This is a genomic window from Flagellimonas profundi (assembly GCF_017313275.1).
Lineage (GTDB): Bacteria > Bacteroidota > Bacteroidia > Flavobacteriales > Flavobacteriaceae > Flagellimonas > Flagellimonas profundi.
In genome coordinates this window covers 1,058,235-1,079,089 of the sequence record NZ_JAFLNM010000001.1, presented here as the reverse complement: position 1 = coordinate 1,079,089, position 20,855 = coordinate 1,058,235, and the positions used below count along the sequence as shown (strand labels likewise).

The following is a 20,855-nucleotide window of genomic DNA, read 5'->3' as shown; positions in this document are numbered from 1 at the left end:
AATTTCCTTTTAAAAAATGTAATGGAATACTGTTTTGCCGAACCTGAACCTATCCTGAGAGAAGTCGAAGGAGAGTGGGGGAGGTGAAAGTGTATGGAGTGGGACGATTTAAATTTTAATATTTTACTTTAAAAAAACATTTAAAATACATGTTTATAAATAATAAAAATATTTTTATATTTTATTATAATAATCTTATAAACAGCATTTTGTAAAGTATAAAAATATAAAAAAATATTTATTTAGATTAATTATTTTATTGTGAATGACAGTTTAGTCCTTATTCAAAAGTGAATTTTTGTCATGTTAATCTTGAAAATGTCAGTAGCATTGTCAGTAACTGACACTTAATCAAATTTATATGCTTATTGTCGATAAAATATACTGAACTTAAAAAGCCCTGCCACAAATTATTAATTATGGCATACATATTGATAAAATGTTTTCATTAATTAAAAATATTTTTATCATGAGTGAAAATGAGAAATCACATAAGGCCAAAATAAGGTTCTCATTGAAGAGCAAAGAATTTGAGATTTCTGGCAATGAAAATTTTGTTAATGAACAGATTGAAAATTTTAAGTCTATTATCCAGGGTAGTCTTGAAAAACTGGTTATACAGGATGAAATGTCCATACCTCCTAAATCTAAGATGTATTTACCCTCTACTGAGGAAATCGATGTGGTAGATTATGTTGAAGAAAAGAATACTGCCTCTGAAAAAGATATTCTTGATTTTCAAGATGTTGTGGTAATTGACGGTGAGATTGTAAAGGTGATAGCTGACGTACCAGGAAATACCACATCTAAGAAAATGATTAGTGTCATTCTACTTTATATGTGGGGGAAAATGAAACTTGGACATAACGAAATATCATTTAAAGAATTGAGAGAGGTTTGTACAGATTATGGCGAAATTGACCGGGGAAATTTTTCGGCAATTATGAATAATCAAAAAAAGTATTTTTTGATTAGTGGCTCGGGACAATCCCAATCCGCAAAATTAATTAGGCCAGGAATTAAAGCTGCAGAGGAATTGATATATAAGCTTAAGGATGAGTAGAGGCAAGGTTCATACTATATTGGAGTCTAAGTATGGTACTGAGGTTGCGGATAAACTTCTCGATTCATATAAAGAAATCGAAGAAAATTATGTCTTACAAAAGTGGAAACCAAGTGAACTTGATGCGGGTCATTTTGTTGAATCAGCAAGACGTATATTAGAGATAGAATTATTCGGCAATGCTACCTCTTATAATGATAAGCTTGCAAACTTTAGTGATCAAGTACTTAAGGGATATGAAAACTGTTCTGGCATCCATGAGTCATATAGAATCTTGATACCAAGAACACTTAAAGCAATTTTTAATATTCGAAATAAAAGAGGAGTAGGGCATGTTGGGGCAATTTCTCCAAATAAAATGGATGCTACTTATATTTTCTATTCCGTCAAATGGGTGCTTGCAGAAATTGTGCGACTAGCATCTGGACTCAGTATCTCTGATACCCAAGAGTTAATTGATAAAATCATTGAGAGAAATTTAGACTTAATATGGAAAGAGGATGGTTTTGAAAGGATTCTTGATACCAAGCTTCCTGCAAAAGACCAAGTATTGATTCTCTTATTCGATTCAAGCCCTAGAGAAATTGAAGATATGAGGAGTATAATAGAATATAAAAATCGGCCTAATTTTTCCCAACTAGTGCTTAAGCCTTTACATAAGGAAAGATTAATTGAAATGAGGGGGGATGGCACATGTGATATTTCTCCGAAAGGAATTTTAGAAGCAGAAAAAATAATTTTAAAATTAAAATATTAGAAATGAATGATTCATCAAAGATTAGAATTAATCTAACCACGCGAGAAGTTGAAATACAAGGAAGTGAAGAATTTATTGCCAAATACAATCTAACCATAGATTCTTTTTTAGAAAAAATTTATGATGATGGTAATTATCAAGGTAACTCTCAAAAAACTAATCGAACTTTGCCAGACGAACAAGATTCTTCGCCCATAAGAAAAGATGATGATAGCAAAAATAAGTCTAGCTATGAAATCGAGGAAGAACCATCATTTGGAGAGTTATATAACAAAATGCCTAATAGTGCTAAAGATGTAGATAAAATGCTGTTAGCCGGTTATTTTGCCCAAAAGAATTCTGATGACAGGATTTTTTCTACAAGAGATGCTTCTTCATTATTGGTAGAACAAGGGGTAAAATTGAGTAACCCATCGGCGTCTATGCAAGCTAATATGGCAACCAAAAAAGTATTCAAGCATAAAGGTGGCTACCGTATATCTGAAACAGGCATGAATTATATTAAAAATAATTTCAACGGTGAGTAACAGTGATATGTTTAGTGCAGGTGACATCTTGATGGCAAGGAATCGAAAAAGAAATGCAGGATTTCATTTTATTATTTACATCGAACCATTGGATAAGGAATGTTTTGTAGGTTCAATCATAACTACATCTGGTAAATACCCTGAAAATATTGCTATGGAAGATAATTTTTTCGAAAAGGTTGACGAAAACGGCAAAAAATATAAAATAATCAACAAAAATTCCTTTTTAATACCTGCCAAACTCATAAAATTAGAAAATTGGGGTCCATTTTCAAAAAAAGGACGTTTGTCGAAAGAAGGGTGTGACTTCGTTGATCAACATGTTGGACATTTAGAACCTCAAATTTGGGAAGATTTGGTTAAAAACTACAGAGAATTGGGCACAGCTGACATTGATAAATGAATGATTGGCTAGAAGAAAATGCGGGCTGGCGTTGGGGTGAATTTACTCATGGGCTTGTCTATTGTTTTTTTAAGGAATTCATGAATGCTGCGCATTTGTGGCTTGGCACACGCGATAAAAAGTGATTATCCAGTGGATGATTGCTTTTTTCGGCGAGATGGAGTAGTGGAGCATTGCCGCCAACGCACCACCTGGCTCCTACACTAAAAAGGTCTACCAGACCTTTTCTTTACGTTTCGGCCCTGTGCATGGGTGTTTACGCCCAAATAGCGAAGCTATAAGACACAAGGCACAATAAAAAGGAATTAGCCTCAGGCTGATTGCTTTTTTTGGTGAGATGATGTGGTTGTGAAGCATATTTTACTCATATCACTTTTATTATTTTCAAAGGTATTCGTGAATGCTTCGCATTTCTTTTTGATTTTTTTGATTCTTTTTTATCAAGGAAAAAGAAAGGGAATGGATAATATTAGAATGTGGTAATAGATTTTTTATAATAGTAGTTGTTGTTGTACGGAAAAAAAGCGTACAATTATCTGTATTGTATGGAAATTATACGTACATTTGAAAAAAATAATCATGAAAGCAAAAGCGATTAACGAAGAAAAAGCCAGATTCGATACTAGACTTCCTAAGAAGCAAAAAGTATTTTTTGAGAGGGCAGCTAGTTTAGGAGGCTTTCGCAGTCTGACTGATTTTGTTATATCTGCTACTCAAGAAAAAGCAAAATTAATTGTTAGCGATTGGGAAAAAGTTATTGAAAGTGAAAAAGATAGCGAAATTTTCTTTGATGCTATTGTTAATGCAGGTAAGCCTAATGAAAGTTTAATTGAAGCTGCCAAACACTACAATGAATCAGTTTCGAAATGAGTTTCCTAACAGAAACTTTAGATAGTTCTCATATTAAAAAGGAGTTTTCTTGCGGAAAAGAAATGCTCGACAATTATATTCAGAAACAAGCAAGCCAAGATGTAAAAAGAAAATTATCGGCTTGCTTTGTTTTTGTTGGGGAAGATAAAATAGTACAAGGATATTATACCTTGTCAAATAATGGGATTCCTCTTGAACAGGTTCCGGAAAGCTTTAAAAAAAAGCTTCCTAAGTCGTACGCTTCAATTCCAACAACTTTATTAGGAAGGTTAGCAGTTGGTAAGAAGTTCAAGGGAAACGGTCTTGGAAAACTACTCCTAATTGAAGCACTGAAAAGGAGTTATTTGATTTCAAAAGAGATTGGGTCATTTGCTGTTATTGTGGATCCAATCGATGAAGACGCGGAAAACTTTTACACTAAATATGGTTTTATAAAGCTTCCAGATAGTGGTAAAATGTTTTTGCCAATGAAGACAATTCAACAACTATTTTAATTTCTAAAAAATCAAAATAAAGTTAAGCAAGGGCTAAGAAATTTTCTCGCAGAGAAATTTTAAGCTTTTGCGACAAGCGGACGAAAAGATTGTGAAATTTTTCTTTCCAAAATTCACTCTTAAACCAAAGGTTTCAATAAATACGAAATGATGAGCTTTTAATGGCGCTGGACACATGGCGAATAAATTCATCCACTGGATAATTTTATTTGATGGCGAGATGAGGCGTTGGAGATATTAGCAGAATTTCTTTTTACATCATATCAAATAGCAAAGCTATACGCAATTTACTATACGTTAATGTTTGTACTATAATTTATGTTATGTAAAATAGAAAATGTCAAACTCCACTACCCAAAGGTGCAAAACCAATCAAAATAAATGCTTTATTCGCTTTATCAAACCTATGGGAATGGTATATGGCGGATATCGCAATGGTACATCCAACCAAGTGCCTCTTTTGGAAATTGCTTTGTGATGGGAAAATAGATCAAACGTATATTTTCCGTGGTAACCGCCAATTCCTGACCGGCCCACGCCGCCAAACGGTAAATCCTTATTGCTGATGTGTACCACGGTATCGTTTATGGTTCCGCCACCAAAGGAATAATGGTCCATCAACCGTTTTTGAAACTTTTTATTGCCCGAAAACACATAAAACGCCAGCGAATTCGGGTATTTGGAAATATAGGTATCCAGTTCACTTTCATCCTCATAACTGATGATCGGTAATATGGGACCGAATATCTCGCCTTCCATAATGGTACTGTCCAGTTCGGGCTCATCCACTAAAGTGGGCGCTATATATTGGTCTTCGTCCTTAAAATCCCCTCCAAACAACACCTGCTGTCCTTCAAGCATTGCTTTAAGTTCCTCATAGTGTTTATGGGTCGCTATTCGGGCAAAATCGCTGGATGCTTCTATGTTTTGACCATAAAACTCCGTGATATGCTGTTGGATATGGTTCACCAGCTCATCTTTTACGCTTTTGTGCACCAATATATAGTCTGGCGCAATACAGGTTTGCCCTGCATTGATCAATTTTCCCCATGCAATTCGTTTGGCGGCCAGTTTTATGGAAGCCGTTTCGTCCACAATACAGGGATTTTTGCCGCTCAGCTCCAGGGTAACGGGAGTTAAATGCTCGGCAGCGCTTTTATAGACGATCTTGCCCACTTTGGTACTTCCCGTAAAAAAAATGTACTCCCATTTTTCGGCCAGTAATTGCGTAGCGACCTCTACTCCACCTTCGACCACCGTAACGTATTCGGGCGGAAACACTTTTTTAATGATCTGCGCAAGCATCTTGGAGGTGTGCGTACTGAACTCCGATGGTTTTATGATGGCCGTGTTCCCTGCCACCAATGCACCGATCAAAGGGGAAATGGCCAACATGAACGGATAGTTCCAAGGGGAAATAATGAGCACCTTTCCATAAGGTTCGGGCTGTATCCATTCTTTAGCGGGAAAATTGGACCAAGAGGCCGAAACCCGCTCAGGTCTGCTCCAGGTATCCATGTTTTTTATGGCGTGCTTTAGTTCGGCCAGTGCCAATTGGGTCTCGGTGGCCAGGCTCTCGAACTTTGGTTTTTTAAAATCGGCATACAGTGCATCGCAAATGGCATCTTCTTGTGCTACAATCTCTTGCTGTAGTTTTTTGAGATACTGTTTTCTAAAGCCGACATCCTTGGTTTTCTGTGTGGCAAAAAAGTCGTTTTGGGCAGCCACCAATTCCTTCACCATAAACTGATTGTTTCTTTAAATATAACCAAACTAAACAGGAATGCTATCAAAATAAAAAAGCACCAGGGTTACTGGCGCTCTTTCACATATATTTTGCAGGAAATTACAACGTAATCTCTTCGGTAGCTCCGTTCGGATAAATGATGGTGGCCACATTGTCGCACTCTCCGCTCCCGAAATCAACGGTAACGGCCAATCCATTTTTGGATACACTCATGGAACCGGTGGTTATAAATTCACAGGAAGCGTTTCCTTGAAGGTCTTCCAAGGTGGTTACGGAATACGTGTTTCCATCGGCCTCTACGGTCCAATTACCGGAAAGACTGAAAATGGTGGTTTCCAACGAATCACCAAAGGTGATGCTAAATGTTTTGGTACCATTTTCGGAAATAATACTGCCGTCTTCCATTTCTACGGACATATCGCTCACCACCGTAAAGGAAACGGATGTTTGGTCTCCACTTGCGGTGATTTCGTAACTTCTTGTTCCGTTGATTTTAACAGTGCCCACATAAAAATCCTGATAGGTCGCTGTAAAAGAGGAAGCCTCCTGCCCTGCTTCATAGGTTACGGTAACGGTTCCGTTTACATTGTCCGTTCCGTTGAGCACGCAATTGTTAAAGGTTGCCACAAATCCGGTTTCGGTATACTCGGCCATATAACAATCCCCTTCTTTGGCTGTGGACACTTTGGCCGAACTTCCAACAAAAAGCTCTGCCAGAGCAGTATCCGCAGTTCCTGCGATTTCATCGGTGGTCAAAATAGTTTTTAATTCCGCTTGGGTAAGTTCTTCGCCTTCTCCTGGTATGGCATCTTCGCTACAGGATTGAAAACCAATTAGCGTGGCACCAATGAAAGCAATCGATAAGATTTTTTGGGTAAGTTTTTTCATTTTATTGGTTTATTATTTATGATGCAGTAACGAGTTTCCGAGAATTTTAGTGCTTTAAACTATTCCTGATCGATGAAATGCGGGGGCAATTCAAATAATATTCTTGAAATTGTAGTATTTTCATCAAAACCTAAAAAGGGATTTCATGAAAAAGATCAAGTCGTTTTTTGTTTACCTCTCCATGTTTCTGATTATTGTTTCCTGTAGCGATGACGATGGCGGCAACGGTGGTTTTTCCAGTGCAGCGCTTGTGGGAACATGGGATTTGGTTGCGGTAAACGTGAGTTCAGCGGTGGATGTTAACGGAGATGGAAGCTCATCAAAAAACTTATTGGATGAAGAGGATTGCATCTCTGGATCTATTATTTTACGAGATGACACCACGTATCAATTTGAACTATCAAATTTTAATCTTACCCCAATAACCAACAACCAATATGCTGTGCAGTGTTCCGGTGCGTCGCGTGCCACTGGCGCTTGGGCCAGCGATGGAATGGAGATTGTTTTCCAGGGCAGTTCCTTGTTGGGAACATTGCAATTGAGCAATAATACCATGATCAAAGTGGTGGCCAGTGAACTGCCGGGAATCGCTACGTATGTTTACGAACGTAGGTAGCTTGTTTTAGTTTGGGCGATTCAAATCCTCCAATATTTTTTTAAATCCCAAGGCCACACCGTTGGTCCAACCAAAACCATCCTGTGTCGGGTACTCCCCTCCTCCGGATAGTAGGGACAAATCCTCTACGTTGTATTTCTCCATCATTTTACCTGTGTTGGCGTAAACCTTTTCGTTGAGTGTCAACCATCGTGTCATAATTTCCTTGGCCTCGTCCACATAACCATAGTTCAGCAATCCGTTCACGGCCAACCATTGCAAAGGTGCCCAACCGTTCGGTGCGTCCCATTGTTGCCCACTGTGCTCCAATGTGGTGACCAACCCACCTTCTTTTAAAAAGGTGTTCATGATCACATCTTTGACTTTTGCTGCTTGCTCTGGAGTGGCAATTTCAAAAAATAAAGGGGTAACACCTGCCAAGGTAAGTTGAGGGGTCATGGAATTGTCCTCAACATTGTAATCGAAATAAAACCCTTCGGTCACGTTCCAAAAATACGCTTGAATCAAAGCCTTTCTGGTCTCGGCCAAAGCCAAATAGCGTTGTTGGGATGCTTCGTCACCTTTTAAGCCATGGCCCTTGGCTATTGTTTTTTCCATAAAATAAAGCAGACAATTAAGGTCTACGGGCAATATGGAAATGGTTTCCGTGGAGGCAAGTCCCCCTGCTTCACCAAACCATCTGCTGCTAAAATCCCAACCCGATGCGGCGGCAGAACGTAAATTTTTATAAAGCTGTTGTTTTAACGAATCTGACTCCAAATGTTCAGCAAGCAGATAATCTTCTTTGTACGATTCGGGACGGGGCGTATTGCCAGCATCCCAATATCGGTTCAAGGTGTGACCATCCCCAAGGTTCACCACCCGTTTTGTTGGATTTAGGCTATCCCCTACTTTGGCACCGTCCATCCAATAGTTGTACTCTTTGGTCATTTGCGGAAGGTATTCGAGCAGTAATGCTTCATTGTCACGGGCAATGGCATCCACCATCAAGGAAAAATAAGGCGGTTGCGAACGTGTTTTGTAATAATCTCGAGTGCCATTGGGTATGAATCCCAAGGAATCTATCAAAAACGCAAAATTGTCCACCATTCCTTGGGCAACTTCCTCTTCACCATCTACCATAAGCCCTTCCAAGGTAAAATAACTGTCCCAATAATAGATTTCCTGAAAACGTCCTCCGGGAACAATATAGTTGTACGGAAGGGCAATACGGGATGAATTGGCAATGACACTATCCGGGCTTCGCTTTAAAATATCCCACATATTAGAGATATGTTCGTACATGTTTTTGGTGGTATCCAGCTTAAACTGAAGCCCTTCGAGGGATTTGTCCTCAAAATTTTTGAGTACAAAAATATCTAGTCTAAATCCCTGATTATCTTTAGTATTAAGGTACTCTTCCTCAAGTGTTGCTATATCCTTTTTGGGAACTAGGTCCACAAAGGTTTTGGAATCCTCAAAAACACCCGATAGCTGCACAGCCTTGAACAGTTCTGTTTCGTAGAGACCGATAGGTTCTTTTGTGGTGGTTTCGGATTGTTTACATGCCACAATAAACAATGGTACCAATAGACCCAACAACAGTTTTTTCATGATTTTTAGAATTTTATAGGCTTAAATATATAATAATAAGCCCAATAGGATTCCGTTTAATCGTATACGATTTCTATTTTAGTGCTATGGGCAAAAGACATGTTTTAAGGGATAGCATCAAGGAACATCTGTTGTTTCAGATACAAAATGGTGAATTACAGGTGGGCAAGACCATTAATTTGGCAGCGCTTTCCAGAGCTACGGGGATTAGCGTCACCCCTATTCGCGAAGCCTTGAGCCAATTGGAGCATGCGCAGGTGTTGCAAGCCGTTCCCAATCGGGGTTTTGTGGTAGCAAAGCTTTCCAAGACCGAAGTCAAGAACCTTATCGAAATTGTGGCCCAGTTGGAAGTAATGGCATTGGAGCAATCCGAGTTCAAGCCAGAAGAAATGGAAGTTTTGGCCAAACTGCATTCTGAAATGGAGGCTACCACAACTATTGCGGAAGGACTTAGGGCCCGATTCAATTTCCATAATCACTTGGTTCAACATTGCACCAATAAAGTGCTGTTGCAAATTTTGAAGGACCTTAAACTGCGACTCCATTTTTACGAACACGATTTTATCGAAGATTTTGAATTCTTCAAAAAACTGAATTCACAGACCCGTTCGGTTGTAGAGGCGATCCAACAAGATAATGTACCTACAGCGGCCCTGATCCTGCGAATGCATTGGATGTCCATTTTGGAGCATATCGAAGCACAAATTCAAGTTAAAAATGGTTAATCTTCTGATTGTCAAAATAAAATAACGCTAATTTCGTTTTAGGAAAAATAGTTCACAATGAATTACCTGAACAAAGAAATAGAAACACGCACCAAGCGAAAGAAATCCAAATCGCTTGTAAAAAGACAGATTTCTTGCGGAACTTTTCAAGATTTAGAGACTTTGGATCTGGACGGTCATAAAAGTAGGGCCACTAAAATCTAGCTTCCCTCCCGCTCCAACAATTTCTTCTTTACAATGTCATGATCCGACACCGAATTGGCATTGAAAAGTACTTGGTCATCTTTTGCATGCACCAAGGTGCTATCAGTATTCATCAAAAATTTTTTTGGGCTTTTTTGATCAGAGTTTTGCAAAAAGGCTTTGGCCTTTTCCAATCCTTTGGGTTCCCAAATACAGGCCAACGGTTCCGGTTCCCCGGTTTCGGGGCTTGCGAAGGCGGTTGCTGATGTATTGGGTTGTCTTTCCGCTACCAGGTGTTGCAAAGCTTTCAAATTCATCAAAGGAAGATCACAGGCCAGCACGAGCCAGCCCACATCGGGATACGCATCAAAAGCACTTAAGATACCATTGAAAGGCCCCTTGTACCTGTTTTGGTCCACGATGGTCTTGAACCCTTCGGGCACGGTTTCCAACTGTTCGTTTCTAATGCTTAAGAATACTTTATCGCATACTTGGTCAAGGAGGTTGTACACGTACTCACGTTGTGGGATACCATGGTAATCCAACAGGCCTTTGTCCCTCCCCATCCGGGTACTGGCGCCACCCGACAACACCAACCCAAATAATTTGGATACATTTTCACGTGATGATGTGGATTTTAGCTTCACAATGTTGGTTTACATATCACACCCGAGGCGGAGGAATGAGGGCAATTTCGTCGTAAGAGTTTATTTGATCATTATCCGAAGCGTAATTTTGGTTCACGGCAACGGTTACCTTGGAGATGGATTTGAGTTCCGGGTACGTATGTTCAAGAAACTTTTTAAGCTCTCCTACCGTATTTGGAATTTTTTTGCCGCTTAGGCTAGCTGTAGGAACAGAAAGCGTTGGGGTTCCGATAATATCTTTGGTAGCTCCAAACAAAAGTATTGTCATAGTATCAACCTATTAGTGTTATTGTTTATTTTGATTTTTGGTTAGATAGGTCGGTAGGTTTTGTTGAGGGTGAAAATATTAAAAATTGATGGGAACCCTATCATTTTAACAAGTGCAAATTTCTTTTAACTTTTCTTTAGTTTAATTCTTTGGATTATGCATACTTTTCCGCCTTATTCAGCGTTGTGCATGGTGGACCCTAACTTTAATATGAAAATGAAACACATACTTCAATTTACAATCCTATTATCATTTAGCCTTATTTTGTTTTCCTGCGGAAACTCGGATGACGATGTCAGTTTTGATATAAACGACAGGGAACTTGGCCTTGGTGAAGAACCTGATGATTGCCTTGGATTTGGAGAGAATGAATTGCTATTGTCCATTCAGGATGAATTTACAACCTTGCCTGGTAAGGTTTCCATACTGTTTCGGGTGTCAGATTTAATGGGCAACCCCATTTCGGGCTTATCCGCAGACCAATTTTCCATTTATGAACAAGGAAGAAACGATGACTGCTTCAATTCCATATCCTCTTCGGAATCCTTTGCGCGAATTTCCCCAAACTCACAGGTGTTCAACAACAACACCCTATTGGTACTGGATTTGAGCAATAGTGTATTGGAGGGCAGTTTGGATGAGTTAAAAGCGGCCACCACGAGCTTTATCAATAATGTAATGCCATCACCAGGCTCCGAATCTTATAGAATGGCCATTTATTGGTTCGATGGTGAGGACGAACTTCATTTATTGAACCCGTTGACATCGTCGGCTGCCGAATTAACCGCGTCCGTGGACGGAATAACTGCCGACATCAGCAACGATCCATCAACGGATCTATATGGTGCTGTGATAAAATCGACAAACATCGCAGCCGATTTGTTGGCCGAGAATGCCGAAGTCATCAATGCGGCTTCCGTGGTATTGTTCACCGATGGAACGGACCAAGCATCTCGCTACAGGGAGTCCGACGCCCTACAGGCCGTTGAGGAGGCAGATAGAAACATCTCCTTCTTCACCATTGGATTAGGTGCCGAAATCGATACCGAAGTGTTGACACAAATTGGAAAGACCGCCAGTGTATTTGCCAGTAATTCCGAGGAATTGGAAAATACCTTCAACGATATCTCACAGCGGGTCGAGGAACAGGCAGGTAGCTATTACCTGTTCGAATATTGTACCCCAAAACGTGATGGTAGCGGTGAAAGCAACTTGGTGATCCAGCTTGCACACAATGGACTCCAAGGAGCCGTACAGACCAAGTTCAGCGCCAATGGCTTCACCGGAGGTTGCGAATAGATCAAGCGCTTCTGGAATCAGTTAATTTTTGGATTATACGTATCTTGTTCTTCAATTTAACTAAACATACGTATGAATACCCAAAGAAAAACAGTTTACACTTTTATTTGCGCCTTACTTTTAGGTTTTACAAGCCATATATACGCCCAGCATATCAGTCCTTTAGAGGGCCGATGGGACCTGGAAATGGATTTTATGGGGAAGACATCCCCTTCTTGGTTGGAAATTAGACATTCGGGAACTGCTACACTCGTAGGCCGTTTTGTTTTTGCTTTTGGTAGCGCAAGGCCCGTTGCCGAAGTAAAAACCTTTGGTGAGAACAAATTCACTTTTAGTATTCCCAACCAATGGGAACCAAAGGGTAGCGATATGATTTTCCACGGTGAGCTGGACGGTGATACATTAAAGGGAACCATGATTTATACCGATGGTTCCATTATTCATTGGACCGGTGTAAAAGCACCTGAATTGGAGTACACGGAAAACCCGAAGTGGGGAAAGACCATTGATGTCTTCAACGGTAAAGATCTTTCGGGATGGCATGTAGATGGGGAAAAGAACCAATGGATGGTAAAAGATGGTATTTTGACCAGTCCCGAATCCGGTTCCAACTTGATTACCGATGAAAAATTCCAAGATTTTAAACTACACGTGGAATTCCGCTACCCCGAAGGAAGTAACAGTGGTATTTACTTGCGTGGACGTTATGAGGTTCAGATTGTGGATAGCGAAGGGTACGAACCTTCCGATATTTATCTAGGTGGTGTATACGGCTTTTTGGAACCGAATGAAAATGCTTCCAAGCCAGCGGGTGAATGGCAGACCTACGATATCACTTTAATTGGACGAAGGGTTACCGTAACGCTGAACGGGAAAACCGTAATTTCCGATGCCACTATCCCTGGAATCACAGGAGGCGCTTTGGACAGTAAAGAGGGGGAACCAGGTCCGTTCATGATTCAGGGAGACCACGGCCCTATTGAGTACAAAAGCTTTGAAGTAACTCCTTTGAAAAATTAACAGCTATTGGTTTAGAGATAAAAAAAGCCCGATTTGAAAATCGGGCTTTTCTTTTGTTGTTAATCCAAAGGAACGAGCTGAATGTTTCTCCACTTTACTCGTATACCGCCACCATCATGTATCTGGAGGGCAATGGCACCTTCGCCTTCCCCAATTTTTTCATCTTTTAGATGAACCATTTCCACACCATTGAGCCAAGAAGTGACCTCAGGGCCTTTCACACGGATTTTCATGGTGTTCCACTCCCCCATTTTTAGGGCTTTGTCTTTTTCGGGGTCAGGTTTTATCAACCAACCACGACCGTAGGATTCATAAATACCACCCGTATCTTTTCCAGGAGGAGCCACTTCAACCTGCCAGCCACTTACTTTGGTGCCTTCAAACGTGGATCGGATAAAAACACCACTATTACCGTCGGCCTCTTGCTTAAATTCCAAGGTCAATTCAAAATCCTTATAGAATTTTTCCGTGGATAAATAGCCATACTCAGCTTTTGGGCCACTTTCGCAGATGAGTTCGCCATCCTCCACAAACCATTTTTCTTCTCCGTGATTGATCCAACCATCCAGGTTCTCCCCGTTAAAAAGGGCAATGGGTTCTTGGGCGAAAGTCAATTGTGCCACCAACAGGCAAAGTCCTACCAAAATTTGTTTTTTCATTTGATTTAAAATAAGGTTGTTTAGTTTATAATTAAGTTTTTATATTATTTGTTCAGCAGAAAGGGGGAATAATCCCCTCCCGATTTTTTAAGAATATTACTTTGAAAAGAGATAATCCTATTGTTTTCGATAATAATGGGCAATACTATTTCTCCACTACAGATGATAAAATATACTTGTTTAAATTTCGAATAATTTTTTTCGTATTGATGAAAAGTACTCAAGTTGGAATTTTCAACTTCGTCAAAGCTTAACACTTCGTAATCCATGTTGCAATCATCCACCAATTCCTTCCTCATATATATAAAGTACTTTTCTAAAAACGCAAGATAGTTAGGCTTGGACTTAACTTCTTCACCTAGACCTAGAAATTCTTCAATGTTTTCAATTTTACCAGAAACAACCAATTCATCAACAAAGTTATTGATCAGAAGTTTTGATCGATCTTGGCCACAACCATAGAACAGTATCACAGTCAAAAGACTTAATAAAATCGCTCTTGTTTTCATATAGGAATGAAGTTTTGGGATATAATTAAACCCATAAACATTAATCTAGAATCAAACCATTACCGGTATGCTGTGCATCCAAAGGTTTAGATAGGTCTATCAGAAAACCATTGACCACGGCGTGTGTCAGTTTTCCATCTTTCTTTAAAAAGAAGGTCGGGTTGATGCCGGGCTGAAGCCTAAAGTCCGTTATTTCGAATTTTTCGTCCACCAACATCAATGGAAAATGCACAAAGGCACTCTTTTCCGGCCTTTCTATTTTAACATAGGCAACACCATCTTTTAATAAACGCATGGGATCTTCAATCCGATCCACTTTCGAGACTTTTGGTGGAACTACGGTGTAGCCTTCGGCATCAAAAGTTTTGTAGGCGTAGTAAGTGGACAGGTCACCTTGATCGGCAACTGTGCTTCTGAAATAAAATTCGTTGTGGTTTTCCAAATCCACTTCATTGTTAAAAATCCCCAGGTCAAGAATATAATCATCCCCTAAAAGCTCGTAGCTCACATTTTCAATTTTAAGATCGAACAACATTCGATTGTTACGTGGAATTTTTTCATAATCCTCTATAGGAATATCCTTGTAAGACTCGTTGGCCATGGTGTATAGGGCGGAAAGAATGGATACATAATTGAGTTTACGGATCTCCTGCTTTTCCGGATCCCTTGGGTACCCTCCAGATTCAATCAAGATCAAGCTTGTGCCCCACTTGGCAATATTATCACCAAAGGCCCTAGGCTCAAAATCGTCACTATAGCGGCCTACTTGACCTGGGGCATAGTTTTGTATGATCTTGTTCATGTACACAATCACTTTCATGGCATTGGCACGTACTTCGTTGATGTCCTTTTCGTAATTGTAAGCCGTGGCCAAATACGATATGGTGGCGGGTTTTTCGGTACGTTCGGCATTGTAGTATTTGCTCTGATCATGAAGGTTAAAACCGAAATCGGCATCCAGACTGTCTCGAAGTCGTTTTAGGGTCTGTCCTTCTGGAGACTGTAACCGAAGGGCATCTCTGTTAATATCGACTCCCAGGGCGTTTCTTCGAGTGAACACTTCCGCCCCATCAGGGTTGAGCATAGGTAAAAAGTGAAGCTTCAGTTTGGAAAGTATCGCTTCCTTCTCTTCTTTGAACTCAGGGGCATCCAAAAAATTAAGAATGTCAAAAATCGCTTGGGTGGCAGTAGGTTCATTTCCGTGCATTTGCGACCATAAAAAAATATTGCTGTCCCCCGAACCTATACTGATCAAGTGTAAATCCCTGCCTTCAATGGAGGCTCCAACTTTTTGAACCTCAAACTTGGGATTGGCCTTAAATTTTTGAATCAAAGGTTGAATGTCGGCATGTTTTATTCTTCGTTCCCCAATGCTTGATTCTTTGTAGTTCTCGTACGTCTCGTAGAGTTGGGATGTGAGTTTGTCCTGTGCTTGCAGGGAAAATCCGAACAGTACTATCAATAAAGGTAAAAGCTGCTTTTTCATTCGTGTTTTTTTCTTGGTACAGGTTTAAAATTAAATTTTTTAGTGGCATTCCTTACTTTTTCAACAAAATCCATTCCTGGGTCTGTTTTTTCGGTTCGATACCCATCGTCCACTTCCAGCCAAAGGGGGTGCCCTTCGAACAAGGTGTATTCTTGATGACCGATCACATAGTCAATGTCATATTTTGATGCCAAATAGTCCACCAAAAAAATATTGGATTTGAGCTGTTGCCTGGTCAAGGGCATTCCATCGGTACCGCCAACATTTTCGATGCCAATGGCACAATGGTTCAAGCCAATGGTATGTCTTGCCATGGTGGTTTCGGGCATTAACCGGTAAATGGTGCCGTCTTGATCAACAAGGAAGTGCGAGGAAACATTCAAGCCGCTCACATTCTCCAAATCGGGCCGCCAATTGGGCAATGTAGATCTATTAAAGGCTTCAAACGATTTTTTTAGGGAAGGTATGGCGGTCCAATGTAGGACTACCATTTTGGGGACTATCTCGGGAGTATCCTGATCAAGTTCGTACCTGTTCAACAAGTATTCCTTGGTCAATTCAATCCGTTGCTCATCAAAAATAATGGGAATATCCACGATTTCCCTATGCGTGGAGCATGCCCCAAAAACAATCAAAAATGTTATAGCAATGCCAGCTTTTTTCATTTAGTGGTATTATTTGTGTCAATATCCATAGGAACCGCGTAACATATCATTACTTGTTTTTTACCCCATTCCCTTGCTTTTTTTACGTCTTTGCCCATATAAATATCGATTCGGTTTTTCCACCGATAATGCATTTTGTCCTTTACATAAAACGTATCGGGAAAAGTATCTATTTTGACCATGGTGTTATGGGTCAGCCCCAATTCTACAAGGTCTCTTGAGACAGCAATACTTTTCATTCCAGGTTTTAATGTATCTCCCCAGGCCGCTACTGTTGGGCTAATACTATCAGTTTGCCAATAAACGGAATTGTAGGCCGATGCCGTAACTTGGTGACCGTACCACTTATATTTTGAAATAGGCTCTGCCGGTGCTTGCTCTTTTGGTGAACAAGCAATGAATATTATAAATGCTGTGGCGATCCATTTTTTCAATGCAATAAATTTTCCAAAACCACAATATCGACATTGCTTTCTTTCCATCGTTCCGATAAAACCTCGGGAACCGGTGTAAAGCCCAGTGTAAGGGAACTTAAAACGATGTCTTCATCCCCATCATTGTCAATATCAGCGGCGTCCATTAAAAACCAACGAGCTAAAGTGGGGTCTTCCAGAATCTTAGTGGAAAAGACATAATTTTCGGAGTCCTTGTTTTCCAAGTAAACAAAAGTGAGCTCGGGAAACTCCAAATAATTAGGGAAGGTACTGATCAATGCAAAGTCTAGGTCACCATCTTGGTCATAATCCCTGGATACCACTCTTGTAGCTCCATATAACGGATAAAAGTACGATTCGGAATATGTGCCATCCCCATTATTGAGATGTATTCTCATTCCGTGGTAGGGTTTGTTCACATAGGAAATATCGGCATTGTCCCCCTGTACAGTGATAATATCCTCGAGGCCATCACCATTATAATCGACGAGCTCGAACCAACTGGTCCCATAAACTGGGCTAAATTCCAATACTTTTTTGGCTTGGAACTCCAAATCGTCGGTTTGATAAAAAATAGTGATGCTTTCATTGCTTTGGGTCATTAAGGCCACAATATCCGTTTTTCCATCACCGTCCATATCTCGAGCTACCGTTCTTATTGCTCCAGGTAGGTTCAATAATACTTTTTTGTCATATTGTCCCGATTCGTTTTGAATCAAAAGGGATAATCTCCCGGCCTCATTTCCGAATTCACTGACCACAATTTCGTTTTTGCCATCGCCATTTAAGTCTTCCAGAAGGGTATGCACTGGCCTGTGAAAGCTGTTTTGTAAGGATATGGTGTCTTTTCCAATTTTACGGGTCAGTTTTCCTTTTTCCAATTCGGATGGTCCCAAAATCCCCACTTCACTGATAATTTCAACCGAGTCTTTTTTGCTATACCAGGTGACTGGGGTTTTTCCTTGATAAAGTTGCTCTGTGGTTTCTTCTGAAAAATCAAAAGAGCTCAAATTTCCTGTAAGGTCTCCAAAGAATAAGGGATTCTCTCCGTTCATGAACTCCACATAGGTGATAAGGGCTCCGTTCTGACTATCCAAGGCATATGGTCTGACCGTGAAAGATTGCAGGGTGTCCGCCTTGGGAACTTGTATTGTTTCCAACTTTTCCGGAGCATTGGATATGATATAATTTTCCAGTTGCGCCCACTCTTTTAAAGTGATTTGTGGTCTAAAACCAGGCTTGACTTCATTCGGGTCCTGATACATTCCTTCAACATCCATGCGAGCTACCATGGCCGGTAGTACGGATTTTTTCCAAACTTCTTTGGTCAATTCTTCAATTTTTGGGGCTAAATGGCAACTTGCGCAGTATTTGTTGTAAAGTTGTGCTTCTTCTTGTTTTGGTTTTTCTTTTTTGCAGGACCCCATTAAAACAAGGAGCGCAAGCATGGTAATCGAATAAGATACTCTTAATTGGTCTGGCATTAGTTGGTTTTGGTGTTAAGATTTTAGTTTGGCAATGGAACATAGGTGCCATCATTCTGCATCATCGGAAAAGTTTTATCCCTCCATGACTTTTTGGCCCGTTCCAGCTTTTCTTTACTGGAAGAAACAAAATTCCAATAAATATAGCGTTCTTCAGGAAAAGGCTCTCCACCAAACAACATTAAATGGGTGTTGGGTTTAAGCTTGATGTTACAGGTGTCCTCCACTTTGGATACCAAAATGTTTCCTTCCTCCACCGTTTCACCGCAGGCCTCTATACTTCCCTCTACAATGCAAATACCTATTTCTCCTTTTAAATCTCCATTTACATTGAGGGTGTAGGCATCTTTGTTTTTGACCTCTACCATAAAAAGATTGGAGTGAACGGGGACGGGCGATTTTTTGCCATAACCTTCTCCGGCCACCAATTTAAATTCGGTATTGCCGTCGGTCCATTTCGGTATATCCTTTTCATCAATATGGTGGAATTGTGGCTCCATATCTTCCAATTCTTTTGGTAGCGCCACCCAAATTTGATAACCATGGGCGATAAATGAATTGCCATTGCGTAAATCCTCAGGTGTTCTTTCCGTATGGGTCACCCCCTTCCCTGCCGTCATCCAGTTTACAGAACCGGGTTTAATACGTTGATGGGTACCAAGACTGTCCTCATGGATCAATTCCCCTTCCAACATAAAAGTCAAAGTGGATAGACCCAGGTGCGGATGCTGGTCTACATCCATATACTTTGTGGGTCCCAATTTTGTGGGTCCCATGTGGTCTATAAAAATAAACGGACCGATCATCCGCTTTTTTCGGAAAGGAATAAGTCTCCCCACTAAAAAATCGCCGATATCCCTACTCCGTTCTTCAATAATCAATCCGATGTTGGACATGTATAAATGTTTATATTTAGACGCAGAAAGTTACAAATACATCCTATAACCATGAAACTACTTAAGCGTGTTTTACTGCTCCTTATTATCGTAATCGGAGCAGCCATCTATTTTAATTATCCCAAATTGAATATTATCTCTGGTTATGCGGCCAAAAATATGGCCTCCGGGGTATTTGTGGCCCAGCGTTCAGCAGCTAGCATGAACCAATATGATAATAGTGCTCCCCTTATTGAAATAGCTTCGACCGAGGTGAATGAAAGTGAAGAATCCGCATCATCAACGGTTTACGGTCTTATGGAACGTACAGCGGTTTATAGGGATGGGCTTGGAGCGGTTTTGATCAATGACGATTACGACCCAGAAAAATTGACCATTCGTCCACAAAGAACCCAACTAGCAGATACTATTCCGTATCCTTATGGACAAGCTGCCCCTATTGACAGTGTTCTTCCGGAAGTAAATATGGACCAAATCAATAAGGCGATTGCCATGGCATTTGCGGAGCCTGAAACACAAAAAACAAGAACGCTACTAATTCTTTACAAGGGCCACTTAATCGCTGAAAAATATATTAATGGTTTTGATAAGGACACCCCTATTTTAGGTTGGTCCATGACAAAAAGTGTTTTGGCCACTTGTTATGGGATTTTGGAACACCAGGGAAAATTGGAAATGGATTGGCCGGCTCCTATTCCAGAATGGAAAGATGATGAGCGAAAGAATATAACCTTGAACCACTTACTTCGTATGCAAAGTGGTTTGGCCTGGGATGAAGATTACACAGGGATATCCGATGTTACCCGAATGTTGTTCTTGGACAGCGACATGACCCAGGCCCAGCGTAATAAAAAAGCAATTGCAGAACCTACAGAAGTTTGGAACTATTCTTCTGGAACAACCAATCTACTATCCGGAATTCTAAGGCAACAGTTTCGGAGTCACCAAGAGTATTTGGATTTCCCTTACTCCGCTTTGATCGATAAAATTGGGATGTATTCCATGGTTTTGGAGGCAGACATCGCAGGAAATTATGTAGGATCTTCCTACGCATGGGCCAGCACTAGGGATTGGGCACGATTTGGACAATTACATTTGGATAGGGGTAACTGGAATGGAGAGCAACTGTTCGATTCCACTTGGGTTGATTATATAAGCGAGCCCACTGCTAATTCCGACGGCACCTATGGAGCTCATTTTTGGCTCAATGCCGAAGGCAAATATCCCGATGTGCCCAAGGATATGTTTTCCTGCAATGGTTTTGAGGGTCAGCATGTTTTTATGATTCCTTCCAAAGACTTGGTCGTTGTGCGGACAGGTTTGGCCGAGGAACCATATTTTGATATAAACGGCGTACTGTCAAACATCGTAAAAGCGGTACCTTAAATCGATGAGATATACTAAAACGTCCAAAAAACCACAGGATACGGCCACTTCACAACAATAATTTCGTTTACGGGAACACTATGGGTAGTTTTACCATGTAATAAAAACGAAAGTAATTTTTTCATTTTCATATAGTGTTCTCGTAAAAGAGTCTTGACCCAAGTGGCAGGGCTCTTTTCAATTTTGGGCCACCCTTAAGTTGTTATGTGCCATCTCGACTGCGCTCGATGTGGTAA

The 20,855-nt window shown here is 40.4% G+C and carries 24 protein-coding genes; 12 read left to right on the top strand and 12 right to left on the bottom strand.

Annotation, left to right across the window (positions count from 1 at the left end):
• Positions 1-469: 469 nt before the first annotated feature.
• The 6 genes from J0654_RS05020 to J0654_RS04995 all read left to right on the top strand — a co-directional run bounded on the left by J0654_RS05020 (position 470) and on the right by J0654_RS04995 (position 4,114).
• The gene (locus J0654_RS05020; RefSeq protein ID WP_207026558.1) at positions 470-1,063 is read left to right on the top strand and encodes a hypothetical protein; all 594 of its coding nucleotides are present in this window, start codon (positions 470-472) and stop codon (positions 1,061-1,063) included.
• The gene (locus J0654_RS05015) at positions 1,056-1,820 is read left to right on the top strand and encodes a hypothetical protein (protein ID WP_207026557.1); all 765 of its coding nucleotides are present in this window, start codon (positions 1,056-1,058) and stop codon (positions 1,818-1,820) included. Before J0654_RS05020 ends, J0654_RS05015 begins: the two co-directional genes overlap by 8 nt.
• 2 nt (positions 1,821-1,822) lie before the next feature.
• Complete coding sequence (locus J0654_RS05010; RefSeq protein WP_207026556.1) at positions 1,823-2,347, top strand: hypothetical protein; 525 nt, start codon at positions 1,823-1,825, stop codon at positions 2,345-2,347.
• On the top strand, positions 2,340-2,750 hold the full coding sequence (locus J0654_RS05005; protein ID WP_207026555.1) for a hypothetical protein: 411 nt from the start codon (positions 2,340-2,342) through the stop codon (positions 2,748-2,750). Before J0654_RS05010 ends, J0654_RS05005 begins: the two co-directional genes overlap by 8 nt.
• Before the next feature lie 579 nt (positions 2,751-3,329).
• On the top strand, positions 3,330-3,620 hold the full coding sequence (locus J0654_RS05000) for a type II toxin-antitoxin system TacA family antitoxin (RefSeq protein WP_207026554.1): 291 nt from the start codon (positions 3,330-3,332) through the stop codon (positions 3,618-3,620).
• On the top strand, positions 3,617-4,114 hold the full coding sequence (locus J0654_RS04995; RefSeq protein ID WP_207026553.1) for a GNAT family N-acetyltransferase: 498 nt from the start codon (positions 3,617-3,619) through the stop codon (positions 4,112-4,114). Before J0654_RS05000 ends, J0654_RS04995 begins: the two co-directional genes overlap by 4 nt.
• A 372-nt stretch (positions 4,115-4,486) precedes the next feature.
• Here J0654_RS04995 and J0654_RS04990 read toward each other — a convergent pair whose 3' ends face one another.
• Together J0654_RS04990 and J0654_RS04985 are read right to left on the bottom strand one after the other, a co-directional pair.
• A complete protein-coding gene (locus J0654_RS04990; protein WP_207026552.1) occupies positions 4,487-5,857 on the bottom strand; it encodes an aldehyde dehydrogenase in 1,371 nt (456 codons plus the stop codon).
• Positions 5,858-5,960: 103 nt separating this feature from the next.
• Positions 5,961-6,749, bottom strand: a complete 789-nt coding sequence (locus J0654_RS04985; RefSeq protein ID WP_207026551.1) for a hypothetical protein — start codon at positions 6,747-6,749, stop codon at positions 5,961-5,963.
• A 145-nt stretch (positions 6,750-6,894) separates the two neighbouring features.
• Between J0654_RS04985 and J0654_RS04980 the strand changes: the two genes are divergently transcribed.
• Positions 6,895-7,365, top strand: coding sequence for a hypothetical protein (locus J0654_RS04980; RefSeq protein WP_207026550.1), 471 nt, complete (start codon positions 6,895-6,897; stop codon positions 7,363-7,365).
• Between the two features lie 6 nt (positions 7,366-7,371).
• Here J0654_RS04980 and J0654_RS04975 read toward each other — a convergent pair whose 3' ends face one another.
• Positions 7,372-8,958, bottom strand: coding sequence for a trehalase family glycosidase (locus J0654_RS04975; protein ID WP_207026549.1), 1,587 nt, complete (start codon positions 8,956-8,958; stop codon positions 7,372-7,374).
• 86 nt (positions 8,959-9,044) lie between these two features.
• On the opposite strand from J0654_RS04975, the gene J0654_RS04970 reads away from it, so the two are divergent.
• Positions 9,045-9,683 carry a GntR family transcriptional regulator gene (locus J0654_RS04970; protein ID WP_207026548.1) on the top strand — a complete coding sequence of 213 codons (639 nt, stop codon included), beginning with the start codon at positions 9,045-9,047 and terminating at the stop codon, positions 9,681-9,683.
• Positions 9,684-9,740: 57 nt separating this feature from the next.
• Positions 9,741-9,887 (top strand): hypothetical protein, encoded by a 147-nt coding sequence (locus J0654_RS04965; RefSeq protein WP_207026547.1) that lies wholly within the window; start codon positions 9,741-9,743, stop codon positions 9,885-9,887.
• Here the strand turns inward: J0654_RS04965 and J0654_RS04960 are convergent.
• Together J0654_RS04960 and J0654_RS04955 are read right to left on the bottom strand one after the other, a co-directional pair.
• Positions 9,884-10,513: an NTP transferase domain-containing protein gene (locus J0654_RS04960; protein WP_313783259.1), complete on the bottom strand. Its 630-nt coding sequence runs from the start codon at positions 10,511-10,513 to the stop codon at positions 9,884-9,886. The two genes, J0654_RS04965 and J0654_RS04960, sit on opposite strands and share 4 nt — an antisense overlap.
• A gap of 16 nt (positions 10,514-10,529) precedes the next feature.
• Positions 10,530-10,781 carry a MoaD/ThiS family protein gene (locus J0654_RS04955; RefSeq protein WP_207026546.1) on the bottom strand — a complete coding sequence of 84 codons (252 nt, stop codon included), beginning with the start codon at positions 10,779-10,781 and terminating at the stop codon, positions 10,530-10,532.
• Between the two features lie 216 nt (positions 10,782-10,997).
• On the opposite strand from J0654_RS04955, the gene J0654_RS04950 reads away from it, so the two are divergent.
• Both J0654_RS04950 and J0654_RS04945 read left to right on the top strand, forming a co-directional pair.
• Complete coding sequence (locus J0654_RS04950; protein WP_207026545.1) at positions 10,998-12,080, top strand: vWA domain-containing protein; 1,083 nt, start codon at positions 10,998-11,000, stop codon at positions 12,078-12,080.
• A gap of 72 nt (positions 12,081-12,152) precedes the next feature.
• On the top strand, positions 12,153-13,100 hold the full coding sequence (locus J0654_RS04945; RefSeq protein WP_207026544.1) for a 3-keto-disaccharide hydrolase: 948 nt from the start codon (positions 12,153-12,155) through the stop codon (positions 13,098-13,100).
• A 59-nt stretch (positions 13,101-13,159) separates the two neighbouring features.
• Here the strand turns inward: J0654_RS04945 and J0654_RS04940 are convergent, their stop codons facing one another.
• Genes J0654_RS04940 through J0654_RS04910 form a run of 7 tightly spaced genes read right to left on the bottom strand, consistent with a single transcriptional unit; the run spans position 13,160 to position 19,233 of the window.
• Complete coding sequence (locus J0654_RS04940) at positions 13,160-13,759, bottom strand: 3-keto-disaccharide hydrolase (protein ID WP_207026543.1); 600 nt, start codon at positions 13,757-13,759, stop codon at positions 13,160-13,162.
• Between the two features lie 44 nt (positions 13,760-13,803).
• A complete protein-coding gene (locus J0654_RS04935; RefSeq protein WP_207026542.1) occupies positions 13,804-14,268 on the bottom strand; it encodes a hypothetical protein in 465 nt (154 codons plus the stop codon).
• Positions 14,269-14,308: 40 nt separating this feature from the next.
• Entirely contained in the window at positions 14,309-15,754 is a 1,446-nt protein-coding gene (locus J0654_RS04930) for a M14 family zinc carboxypeptidase (RefSeq protein WP_207026541.1), read from the bottom strand.
• Positions 15,751-16,419, bottom strand: a complete 669-nt coding sequence (locus J0654_RS04925; protein WP_207026540.1) for a peptidoglycan recognition protein family protein — start codon at positions 16,417-16,419, stop codon at positions 15,751-15,753. The genes J0654_RS04930 and J0654_RS04925 overlap by 4 nt, the downstream gene beginning before the upstream one ends.
• Complete coding sequence (locus J0654_RS04920) at positions 16,416-16,853, bottom strand: 3D domain-containing protein (protein ID WP_237685886.1); 438 nt, start codon at positions 16,851-16,853, stop codon at positions 16,416-16,418. Before J0654_RS04920 ends, J0654_RS04925 begins: the two co-directional genes overlap by 4 nt.
• Positions 16,850-18,337, bottom strand: a complete 1,488-nt coding sequence (locus J0654_RS04915; RefSeq protein WP_207026539.1) for an FG-GAP-like repeat-containing protein — start codon at positions 18,335-18,337, stop codon at positions 16,850-16,852. Before J0654_RS04915 ends, J0654_RS04920 begins: the two co-directional genes overlap by 4 nt.
• A 23-nt stretch (positions 18,338-18,360) precedes the next feature.
• Positions 18,361-19,233 carry a pirin family protein gene (locus J0654_RS04910; protein WP_207026538.1) on the bottom strand — a complete coding sequence of 291 codons (873 nt, stop codon included), beginning with the start codon at positions 19,231-19,233 and terminating at the stop codon, positions 18,361-18,363.
• A 51-nt stretch (positions 19,234-19,284) separates the two neighbouring features.
• Between J0654_RS04910 and J0654_RS04905 the strand changes: the two genes are divergently transcribed.
• Complete coding sequence (locus tag J0654_RS04905; RefSeq protein ID WP_207026537.1) at positions 19,285-20,619, top strand: serine hydrolase domain-containing protein; 1,335 nt, start codon at positions 19,285-19,287, stop codon at positions 20,617-20,619.
• Positions 20,620-20,855: the final 236 nt, after the last annotated feature.